Raw genomic sequence first — 10,347 nt, forward strand, 5'->3', positions numbered from 1 at the left:
GCCGAGCTCTTGAGGAACTGCCTGCGATCGAGGGTCATGGCGTGATCTTCCGGTCGAGTTGCTGAATGGTCTTGGTGCTGGCGGGACGTTCCTTTCGCAGACGGGCCGACACGACTTCGGTGCGGGCCAGCGCGCGCAATACGTTCTCGCCCGCGACACCGCGAATCTCCGACGCCGTCCAGCCACGCTTCACGAGTTCCGCCAGGAGATAGGGATACTTCGAGACATCCTCGAGCCCCTGCACGGTTTCCGTGATGCCGTCGTAGTCACCACCCATGCCCACATGCGCCGCACCGGCCACCTGCTTGATGCGGTCCATGTGATCAGCGACGTCGCTGATGGTGGCGATGGGCGTGGCATTCGCCTGTCGCCATGCGGCGACGGCCTTGAACTGCGCATCGTTGTCGCCGGGATAACGCTTGGCCACGGAATCGCGCAGCCGATTGAGCGCCGCGTCGTGGTCGGCCACCTTCTGCGACACGAAGCCGGGGACGAACGTCACCATCACCACGCCGCCGTTCTTCGGCAGTCGTGCGAGGATGCTGTCGGGCACGTTGCGCGGCACGTTGGTCACGGCGCGTGAACTCGAGTGCGAGAAGATGACCGGTGCCTCGGTGGTGTTGAGCGCGTCGCTCATCACGCCGGGGGACACGTGCGAGAGGTCGACCAGCATGCCGAGCCGGTTCATCTCGCGCACGACTTCCTTGCCGAAGTTGGTGAGTCCGCCGGTGCGCGCCTTGTCGTTGGCGGCATCGGCCCAGTCGAGCGTCACGTTGTGCGTGAGCGTCATGTACCGCACGCCGAGATCGTAGTACGCGCGCAGTGCGCCCAAGGAGTTCTCGATGGCGTGTCCACCTTCCATGCCGAGCAGTGAGCCGATCTTCCCCTGCGCGTACGCCTTGCGCACGTCGGCCGCGGTGAGCGCCGGCGTGAACACGTCGGGGTAGCGCGCGATCACGCGGCGGGCGATGTCGATCTGCTCGAGCTGCACGCGCGCGTAGCCGCTGTCGCGGATGTCACCGGGGATGTACACCGACCAGAACTGGCCGCCCACCTGCCCCTGCCGCAGGCGCGCGATGTCGGTCATCCCCTTGGTCTGGCGACGGAGATTGTACGCTTCCACATCGAGCGGATTCTCCTTCTCCTCGCGCATCGCCCACGGCAGGTCGTTGTGTCCGTCCACGAGCGGCGACCGACGCAGCAGCGAGCGCACGTAGGCCACGCGCGCGTCGAGCGACGCGTTGCGGAGATCCTGGGCGGCTTTGCTCGAGGCGGCGGCGGGACTCTGCGCTCCGGCGGGTGAGGAGAGCGCCGCGACGCATCCCGCAAGCAGCAGGGGAGCTGTCAGCTTTCGGTAGTGAGCTGTCAGTGACGAATACCACAACCCTGCTCCCTGCATTCCACGATCCGCTACCTGCTCCCTGTCTTTGCAACTACCGTCAATCAGCATCCCAGTCGCTCCAGGTAATGGGGGAGCATCTTGCGCCACCACGGCCAGTCGTGGTTCACGTCATGTCCCCACAAATCAAAGATGTGCCCGATGCCCTTGCGGTCGAGCAGGTCGTGAAACTCGCGGGCGTAGTCGGGACGCTCGTACGCGCCCTGCCCCGATACAATCGCAATGCGTGAGTGATGGCGCAGCTGATCGAGGGTCCATCCCTCGAGGTTCGCCACGTACCACATGGGATTATTGAAGTAGCAGTTGTCGTCGCTGTAGCCCTTGAAGTAGCTGTGCGACAGATCAAAGAAGCCGCTCATGCCGATCACGCCCCCGAACAGATCAGGGCGGCGGAAGAAGGCATTGGCCGCGTGAAAGCAGCCGAAGCTCGCGCCGGTCGTGAGGGCGCGCGCGCCGCCGTCGCCGCAGACATGGCGGATGAACGGCACCACTTCGTCTTCGACATACCGCGAATACAGCGCCTGCCGGCGCGCGCTCTCCTGCACCGACAGGCCGCGGTCCATCCACGCCAGCCGGTTGATGCTGTCGATGGAGAAGACGCGAATGCGGCCCTGCTGCAGCAGGGGCTCGATGGCCTTGATGAGCCAGAATCGTTCGTTCTCGAGGAAGTCGGCCGCCGCGGTGGGGAACAGCAGGACCGGCTGCCCACGCCAGCCATAGCTCACGATGGGCATCTCGAGACCGAGGGCCGGACTCCGCCAGCGGTCGATGCGGCGTGGCAGGTGCGGATCTACGAACGGTGGGGCCATTCGAATAAGCTCGCTGCGAAGCTGGCCCGAGGCCAGTCTCGAAGCGGTCCGGGCGGGGCAACCTGTTGCCTGGCAGTGACGTACCTGTGCCGATCCCGACACGGGGCGATCACGAACTCCGCAGAGGTTGTCACGCATCAGCCGCCTTGGTGACCAGACCCTCCGGATAGGAGTACCCGATGATCGCGCGCGCATCCGAGAGCACGGTTCGCAAGCTCGCCCCGTACACCTCGTCGCCAAGCCTACGCGAGGAGGGGGCGACGACCGCGCCGACGACACCCAAAAGTCCGTTGGACGACGAGGTGTTCCCGCACCAGACCGACGCCATCCCGCCCGGCGTGACGGTGGCCGGTGCCTATGATCTGCGGTTCGCGTGGACGCGGCGCGATCTGGCCGAGGTGCAGGCGCTGCGCTATCGGGTGTTCAACGAGGAGCTGGGTGAAGGACTCGCCACCGCCATGTCCACGGCCCGCGACGAGGACCATCGAGATCCTTGGTTCCACCACCTGATGATCATCCATCGCGCCTCAGATCAGGTCGTGGGTACGTACCGCATGCAAACGGTCACGATGGCCGCCTCGCGCTTCGGCTTCTACAGCGCGGAGTTCTTCGAACTCGGTGGAATGGCTGGCAGCATTCTGGCCCGTTCGGTCGAGATTGGCCGCGCGTGCGTGGCGCCCGGGCATCGGAACGGCCGCGTGATTCGCCTGCTGTGGCGCGGCCTCGCCCGATACCTGCAGTGGAACGGACAACGGTATCTGTTTGGCTGCTGCTCCGTCCCGGGACTCGACCCGGAGCTGGCCCGGAGCACATGGAATGCGTTGACGTCCAACGGTGCGCTGCACGATGACGTGTTCGTCCGACCGCGCACCACGACGCGCGCGCTCCACGATGACGGCCGCGCCCTCGATGCGCAGGCACCTGACGCGCCGAACGCGTTGCCGCCCCTTTTCCAGTCGTACTTGTCGCTGGGCGCGCGGGTCTGTGGCCCGCCAGCGTTCGACCGCGAGTTCGGCACCACGGACTATCTCGTGCTGCTCGACACGGAAGCGATGGCCCCTGCTGCATACACATCGTTCTTCGGATAGGCAGCGTGGTTCGTCTGCTGTGCCGGTTGGTCCTTTGCATTTTTGATGTCCGGCGGCGCACGGTTGGAGCGGCCCCGACGGGCGGCGCGCTCGTTGTGGCCAATCACCTGTCGTGGCTCGATATCGTGGTATTGGCAGCCGACGTCGAGTGTGCGTTCGTCGCCAAGCAGGAAGTGGCCGCGTGGCCGATCGTGGGTTGGTTGGCCGCTCGATGCGGTGTGGTGTTCATCGACCGTACCCGTCGTCGCGACCTGTTGCGCGCCATCCCCGTGCTGGAGTCACGGCTGCGCGAGGGACGCGTCGTAGTGCTCTTCGCCGAGGGCACCACCACCGACGGGCGCGCGCTGCGTCCATTCAAGTCGGCGCTCGTGGAGGCGGCAGTTCGCGCCGGGGTGCAGGTACAGCCGCTGGCGTTACGGGGGCTGGCTGCGGGCGACAGCCACGCACTCTGCTGGATTGACGACGAATCTCTCGTCGCCAATCTGCCGCGTCTCTGGCGAACGCAGTCGCCGTGCTTCGAGATGCACTGGCTGGAGGGGGTACCCGCGCCCGCCGATCGCAAGGCGGCGACCCGGACCTCGCGTGCGCGTATTGCGGAGCAGCTCTCAGACGGCGCCCTGCAGTCGCATGCGGCACCCGCAGCCAGCGCGCGACGAACTCTGACAACCGCTGTCCACGGCGCGCTGCGGAGCGGACTGCGCAGCGCGCTCGGCCTCTTCAGTGCCCTCGGCGCCGCCATCGCCTGGCTGTAGGCACAGGTGCCGCGGTACGATGTGACGCGACGCTGGCGCGTGCGATCCGTCGCTCAGAGCTGCTTGGTGAAGCAGAATTTCCGGCCGATCGACAGCTCGGAGCGGGAGATCGACTTGTAGCGGGCGATCTTCTCCGGATAGATCTCGATGCTCGTGAGCGTGTACCCCATGCGCAGGAACAGCGCTTCGGCGAGCGAAATGGCGAAGATCTCGCGGTGCCCGCGCTCGCGCGCCAGATGCTCGGCGGCCGTGATGAGCACCTGCCCGAGCCCATGGCCTTGCTGGTCGGGGGCCACGGCGAGCGAGACGATTTCCGTGAGCGACGGCGCGTACTCGTCGAGCGCCACCTGCCCCCGGATCCGGCCGTCCGCGCCGCGAATGACCTGATAGTCCTGCAGGTGGGCGGTAACGAACGCCTCGCTGCGCATAAGCGTGAGGCCGTCGGGGGCGTACAAATTGTTGAGGGCCACGATGGCCGGGATATCGGCCTCGTCGGCGTGGTGCACCACCACGTCGCCCACGCGGAACGCCGGGAGCGGGCGCGCCGGGACCGGCGCTTCCCGATCGACCCCCGTCGGCGCGCTCTGGAGATCCACCGCGCTCATCGCGACGCGTACACCTTGGTCTTGCCGGCCTTGTCGAAGAGGAGCACGTCGTAGCGGTCCTTCTGGCCGCCCTGCTCCATGCCGGGGGAGCCCATCGGCATGCCGGGCACGGCCAGGCCGCGCGCCACGGGCTTCTCGGCGAGCAGCTTCCGGATGAGGTCCGCAGGCACGTGCCCTTCGATGGTGTAGCTGCCGACGCGCGCCGTGTGGCAGGAGCCGAGCGAGTCAGGCACGCCCATCGATGCCTTCACGGTGGCCATGTCGGCCGTGTCGCGCACGGTGACGGCAAATCCCGCCTGCTTCACATGCGCCACCCACTGCTCGCAGCAGCCGCAGTTGGGATCCTTGTACACGGTCATCGGCACCGGCGCGACCGGCGACTCGGTGGCCGACTCGGCCATCGCCGGGCGGGCGAACAGGACGCCGCCCATGGTCAGCGCGGCGGTGCGGAGGAAGGCGCGGCGGGAAGCGGCGGCCGCGACCCCGGCGGGGTTCGGGAAGGTGGGCATGTCTGAAAAGTATATCGTCTCGGGGCGCTACACGGCCGCGCGCAAAATTGGACTCGCGGTCCAGACCGTTTCGCTGTCGGAGTGGGCTCTCTGCTCGCGGCGTAAGTCGTTGCGGCGTTTCGGTTTTCCCGATACAGAAACGCGTCAAATCGCACTCAAGTCGATAGATCGACTCCCGATACTCCGTGCGAGGAGCGTCGCAGCTGGCGACTCCCGTCTTTCCCGTTTCACCCAGGGGCTGTGCCGCGTCAGGCCACCCCGGCATCACCTGGAATCACGACCATGGCTCTTCCGTCGACCGTATTGGGTCGGAGTCGCCGCGACGCGGACCGCCTGCTCGGCACCGTGTTGCTGCTGCATTTCCCCGTCTCCCTGATCCTGGCGTGGATCTACCAGGCGTGGACCCCGGCGCTCGTGGTGGGCGCGCCGCTCGCGCTCGCGAGCATCTGGGTCTCGCGTACCCGCGCCGGGGCCACAGGGACCCGCTTCTTCATCGGGCTCGCCTTCATGGCGTTCTCGGCGCTGTTCATCCATCAGGCCCGCGGCCTGATCGAGATGCACTTCCACATCTTCGCGTCGCTGGCCTTCCTGCTGTCGTATCGTGACTGGCGGGTACTGGTGGCCGCGGCGGCGTTCATCGCGGTGCACCACGTGGCCTTCCACATCCTGCAGGGCATGGGTGTGGGGGTGTGGGTGCTCAATCATTCCACCGGCGGCCACGGGATCGTCGTGGTGCACGCGCTCTTCGTGGTGTTCGAGACCGCGGTGCTGGTGTTCCAGGCGCTAGGGCTCGAGAAGGAAGCGCACAGCACGCAGGCGTTGTTCGAATCGCTCGAAGCCGTGGGCGAGGGACGCCTCGACGTGGTGCCCGCCGGTGACGGGGTGGCTGCGGCCGTGCGCACCGTCATCAGCGCCGTAGAGACCCTCGACGCGCATGCCCTGGAATTGGGGCGCGCCGTCGCGGAGAAGCGCGCGATGCACGTGAGCAGCGGGGCGCTCAAGGGCACCTTCGCGGCCGTGTCCAACCGCATGATCGAAGGCGCGGCCACGGTAGAATCGCTGCGTCAGAAGAACGAGGCGGATCTGGGCGCCACGCACGCGTTCCTCGGCTCGCTCATGCCGGTGATCACGGCGTTGCGCGACGGCGACCTCACGAAGTCGGTCGCCACGGGCTTCGGCGGCGACTACGATCGCACCGCCACGGAGTTGAACGATGCCGTGGCGCAGCTGCGCGAGACGATCGGTGAGCTCAATGCGTCGTCGCGCCAGATCGATGCGGCCTCGACGGAAATCGCGAACGGGGCCGATACCCTCGCCCAGCTCACGTCGGAGCAGGCGGCGACGCTCGAGGAGATCAGCGCTAGCGTGACGGAGCTCGCGGGGCTGGGGCAGGCGACTCAAGGCAACGTGCGCGATGCCCGCGAGACGACCACGACGGCCACGAAGTCGGCGGAGGCGGGCGTGGAGCATGTCAATCGGCTCATCGTGGCGATGGACGGCACGCGCGACGCGGCCCGTGAAACGGCCAAGATCGTGCGGACGATCGACGAGATCGCGTTCCAGACGAACCTGCTCGCGCTCAACGCGAGCGTGGAGGCGGCGCGCGCCGGCGATGCAGGACGCGGGTTCGCCGTGGTCGCCGACGAGGTGCGTGCGCTCGCGATGCGGTGCGCCGAGGCGGCGCGCACGACGGCCGCGCTCATCGATCAGGCGGTGCTGCGCGTGGAAGGGGGCGTGACCATTTCCCAGGAAGTGGGCTCGCAGCTCAAGGAAGTCGCGCACCGCATCGGCTCGGTGAACGCGGTCATGGGGCAGATCGGTCAGGCCGCGGAAAGCCAGCAGCAAGGGGTCACGCAGATTCGCGAGGCGCTCGCGCAGCTCAACACCACGGTTCAGCAGGCGGCGGCGAACGCCGAAGAGTCGGCGAGCGCCAGCCAGGAGCTGACGGCGCAGGCGCGGTCGCAGCGCGCGCAGGCGGAGCGGTTCCGCACCGACGAAGAGCGGGCTCACCGCGCGGGGCGCCGGGCAGCGTAGTCGGCCGCTGGGTGTTCAAGCGCACAAGGGGTCAGCGTCGTTGATCGGTGGATGATCAACGACGCTGACCCCTTGATCGTCGCGGATGTCCATGCGCTATGTATCGTAGCGGGCTGAACCCGCCGCGTCGCGTTAACGGCGCTCTCGTGAGCACGTCTGTACGACATATGGCATACCAATCCCACGGCGCGCGGCTGGCAGTCGTTGGTACTCTCGTGGTCGTCGCGGCCCTGCTGGGTTGCGCGACCGACGCGCCCACGTCGGCCACACCGTCAACGCCCTCGTCGCCTCCCGTGACCGTGGCGACCGACACGATCTGGACGGCGCGCCTGCAGCGGGTGCTCGACAGCGCCGTGCGGGCCGTGCCGCTGCGTGGCGTTTCGGGGGCGGTCGTCCTTGCCGACGGCCGCGTGTGGCGCGGTGTGGCGGGGCTCGCCGCTCCGGGTGTGCCCATGGACACGGCCATGCGCCTCGGCATCGGCAGCATCTCCAAGTCCATCACCGCCACGTTGCTCGTGCGTCTCGCGGAGCGCGGCCGGCTCACGCTCGATGATCCGGTGGGGCGATGGCTGCCGCCCATCGCGCATGTTGATCCGGCGATTTCGGTGCGCCAGCTGCTCAATCACAGCAGTGGCGTCTTCGACATCACCGACGCGCCGGGCTACCGGGACTCCATTCTCGCCAACACCAGCGCCCGCTGGACACCGCAGCGGACGCTCGCGCTGCTGCGCCCGCCGCTCTTTCCGCGCGGGACGGGGTGGAGCTACTCCAACTCCAACTATCAGCTGGCCGGGCTCGTCGCCGAGGCGGCGGGTGGACGCCCGTACCATCAGCAGGTGCGCGATGAGCTGCTGGTGCCGCTGGGGCTGACGGCTCCCTTCCTCGATCAGTACGAAGCGCCGACGGGTCCGCTACCGGGGGGATGGGTCGGCGGGGCCATGAACGTCATGGAGACCCGCGCCTCCACGTACAGCGCGGCCTGGGCCGCCGGCGCGTACTTCTCCACGCCGGAGGCGCTGGCGCGCTGGTGGCAGGGGCTCATGACGGGCCGGCTCGTGAGTACCGCCTCGCTTGGGCAGATGATGGCCACCGTGGGGAGCGAGAACTACGGGCTGGGGATCGTGCGGCGGCAGCTCGTGGGGCGCCCGGTGTGGTCGCACACCGGCGAGATCCGCGGGTTTGCGTCGGTGGCGGCACATGACGTGGCCGGCCGTTTCACCGTGGTGCTGATTGCCAACGAGAATCCGGCGCCGGTCACGTTGCTGGCGGGATCGCTGGTGAGCGTGGCGGCGTCGGTGGTGGTGCCGTGAGGGGGGCGGGGCCGGCGCTACGCGCGGCCCTGATATCCCTACCGCAAAGGAAATCGGGGGCGCCGCAAAGCGGTCGCCCCCGTGTTGTTGTACCGCCTGCCTCCGGGACTGCGTGCTGTAGTTCCTGCGGTCTGCCGTCTGCGTTTCCCATCGGCTCAAGACGAAACCCCAAGCCCCACAAGCACTTGGACCGAACGGTCCAACTCCCCCCTGTTTATCGGGTTTTCCCCGACGCTTTTCCATCCCCCTCCTGACGGAGTGAGCGGGCGCGAAGGCCTAGACTCTCCTTCGCACTGCCCAAATCCCACACTCCCAGAGGGAATTCGATGATCCCCGCCACCAGCGTGGCTACTGAAGGAGCGGCCCCCCGCGTCGCCGGCGTCGCGCTCGACCGCTTTTCGTACGACGACGCCATCGTCCGGAAATTCCTGTTCGCCACGTTCATCTGGGGCGTGGTCGGCATGCTCGCCGGCCTGCTAATCGCCCTGCAGCTGGCCAACCCGATCTTCAATTTCGGCCTCGAATGGACATCGTTCGGGCGCCTGCGGCCATTGCACACGAACGCGGTGATCTTCGCGTTCGCCGGCAACGCCTTCTTCATGGGGTGCTACTACAGCACCCAGCGCCTGCTCAAGGCGCGCATGTTCTCCGATGCGCTCAGCAACTTCCACTTCTGGGGGTGGCAGGCGATCATCGTGTCCGCGGCGCTCACGCTCCCCTTCGGCTTCACGCAGGCCAAGGAATACGCGGAGCTCGAGTGGCCCATCGACATCGCCATCGCCGTGGTGTGGGTGGTGTTCGCGGTGAACTTCTTCGGCACGATCATCAAGCGCCGTGAGCGCCACATCTACGTGGCGCTGTGGTTCTACATCGCGTCCATCGTCACCGTCGCGATCCTGCACATCTTCAACAACCTGTCCATGCCGGCGGGGATGCTGAAGAGCTACAGCATCTACGCGGGCGTGCAGGACGCCTTCATGCAGTGGTGGTATGGCCACAACGCCGTCGCGTTCTTCCTCACGACGCCGTTCCTCGGCCTCATGTACTACTTCATGCCCAAGGCCGCCGAAGGGCCGGTGTTCAGCTACAAGCTGTCCATCCTGCACTTCTGGTCGCTGGTGTTCATGTACATCTGGGCCGGCCCGCACCACCTGCACTACACCGCGCTGCCCGAGTGGGCCTCCACGGTGGGCATGCTCTTCTCGGTGATGCTCTGGGCCCCGAGTTGGGGCGGCATGATCAACGGCCTGCTCACGCTGCGCGGCGCGTGGCACAAGGTGGCGCAGGATCCCATCCTCAAGTTCTTCGTCGTCGGCGTCACCGCCTACGGCATGTCCACCTTCGAAGGCCCGATGCTCTCCATCAAGAGCGTCAACGCCCTCGCACACTACACCGACTGGATCATCGCGCACGTACACACCGGTGCCCTCGGCTGGAACGGCTTCATGACGTTCGGCATGGTGTACTGGCTGCTGCCGCGCCTCTTCCAGGCGCCGGTGTACAGCAAGAAGGCGATGGAGGTGCACTTCTGGATCGCCTCGGTGGGCATCGTGCTGTACGTGGTCGCGATTTACAGCGCGGGCGTCACGCAGGGGCTCATGTGGCGCGCCTTCGACGAAACGGGACGCCTGGCCTATCCCGACTTCGTGGAAACCGTGCTCAAGCTGATGCCCATGTACTGGATGCGCGTGGCCGGTGGCACGATGTACATCGTGGGCATGGTCGTCTTCGGCTGGAACATCTTCAAGACGTGGGCCAACCGCCCCGCGAAGTACGAGGTGCCGGTCATCGAGGCCGCACCGCTGCCGAAGGCGTACGTGGAAGAGCACCCGGTGGTGCCG

Annotated in this window: 9 protein-coding genes; 5 read left to right on the forward strand and 4 right to left on the reverse strand. The window is 67.1% G+C overall.

Annotation, left to right across the window (positions count from 1 at the left end):
• Window positions 1-34: 34 nt before the first annotated feature.
• Both ACIQ6O_RS07790 and ACIQ6O_RS07795 read right to left on the reverse strand, forming a co-directional pair.
• Window positions 35-1,222, reverse strand: coding sequence for a dipeptidase (locus ACIQ6O_RS07790; protein ID WP_396207214.1), 1,188 nt, complete (start codon window positions 1,220-1,222; stop codon window positions 35-37).
• 221 nt (window positions 1,223-1,443) lie between these two features.
• Window positions 1,444-2,208, reverse strand: a complete 765-nt coding sequence (locus ACIQ6O_RS07795) for an esterase family protein (protein WP_396207215.1) — start codon at window positions 2,206-2,208, stop codon at window positions 1,444-1,446.
• Window positions 2,209-2,387: 179 nt separating this feature from the next.
• Between ACIQ6O_RS07795 and ACIQ6O_RS07800 the strand changes: the two genes are divergently transcribed.
• Both ACIQ6O_RS07800 and ACIQ6O_RS07805 read left to right on the forward strand, forming a co-directional pair.
• Window positions 2,388-3,296 carry a GNAT family N-acetyltransferase gene (locus tag ACIQ6O_RS07800; protein ID WP_396207216.1) on the forward strand — a complete coding sequence of 303 codons (909 nt, stop codon included), beginning with the start codon at window positions 2,388-2,390 and terminating at the stop codon, window positions 3,294-3,296.
• Between the two features lie 5 nt (window positions 3,297-3,301).
• Window positions 3,302-4,048 (forward strand): lysophospholipid acyltransferase family protein, encoded by a 747-nt coding sequence (locus tag ACIQ6O_RS07805; RefSeq protein WP_396207217.1) that lies wholly within the window; start codon window positions 3,302-3,304, stop codon window positions 4,046-4,048.
• Window positions 4,049-4,101: 53 nt separating this feature from the next.
• On the opposite strand, the gene ACIQ6O_RS07810 is transcribed toward ACIQ6O_RS07805, so the two are convergent.
• On the reverse strand, window positions 4,102-4,653 hold the full coding sequence (locus ACIQ6O_RS07810) for a GNAT family N-acetyltransferase (protein WP_396207218.1): 552 nt from the start codon (window positions 4,651-4,653) through the stop codon (window positions 4,102-4,104).
• Complete coding sequence (locus ACIQ6O_RS07815) at window positions 4,650-5,162, reverse strand: DUF411 domain-containing protein (protein WP_396207219.1); 513 nt, start codon at window positions 5,160-5,162, stop codon at window positions 4,650-4,652. Before ACIQ6O_RS07815 ends, ACIQ6O_RS07810 begins: the two co-directional genes overlap by 4 nt.
• A gap of 282 nt (window positions 5,163-5,444) precedes the next feature.
• Here ACIQ6O_RS07815 and ACIQ6O_RS07820 point away from each other — a divergent pair, with 282 nt between their 5' ends.
• The 3 genes from ACIQ6O_RS07820 to ccoN all read left to right on the forward strand — a co-directional run.
• Window positions 5,445-7,196: a methyl-accepting chemotaxis protein gene (locus ACIQ6O_RS07820; RefSeq protein WP_396207220.1), complete on the forward strand. Its 1,752-nt coding sequence runs from the start codon at window positions 5,445-5,447 to the stop codon at window positions 7,194-7,196.
• Window positions 7,197-7,363: 167 nt separating this feature from the next.
• Entirely contained in the window at window positions 7,364-8,506 is a 1,143-nt protein-coding gene (locus ACIQ6O_RS07825; RefSeq protein ID WP_396207221.1) for a serine hydrolase domain-containing protein, read from the forward strand.
• 326 nt (window positions 8,507-8,832) lie between these two features.
• Window positions 8,833-10,347 (forward strand): cytochrome-c oxidase, cbb3-type subunit I (ccoN, locus tag ACIQ6O_RS07830; RefSeq protein WP_396207222.1); only part of this gene is annotated, 1,515 nt, incomplete at its 3' end.

Source organism: Gemmatimonas sp. (assembly GCF_044345575.1).
In the GTDB taxonomy this organism is placed as follows: Bacteria; Gemmatimonadota; Gemmatimonadetes; order Gemmatimonadales; family Gemmatimonadaceae; genus Gemmatimonas.

Coding starts and splice junctions, on each gene's coding strand:
- ACIQ6O_RS07795 (WP_396207215.1), bottom strand. CDS start 2,208: ATGGCCCCACCGTTCGTAGATCCGCACCTGCCACGCCGCATCGACCGC.
- ACIQ6O_RS07800 (WP_396207216.1), top strand. CDS start 2,388: ATGATCGCGCGCGCATCCGAGAGCACGGTTCGCAAGCTCGCCCCGTAC.
- ACIQ6O_RS07810 (WP_396207218.1), bottom strand. CDS start 4,653: ATGAGCGCGGTGGATCTCCAGAGCGCGCCGACGGGGGTCGATCGGGAA.
- ACIQ6O_RS07815 (WP_396207219.1), bottom strand. CDS start 5,162: ATGCCCACCTTCCCGAACCCCGCCGGGGTCGCGGCCGCCGCTTCCCGC.
- ACIQ6O_RS07820 (WP_396207220.1), top strand. CDS start 5,445: ATGGCTCTTCCGTCGACCGTATTGGGTCGGAGTCGCCGCGACGCGGAC.
- ACIQ6O_RS07825 (WP_396207221.1), top strand. CDS start 7,364: ATGGCATACCAATCCCACGGCGCGCGGCTGGCAGTCGTTGGTACTCTC.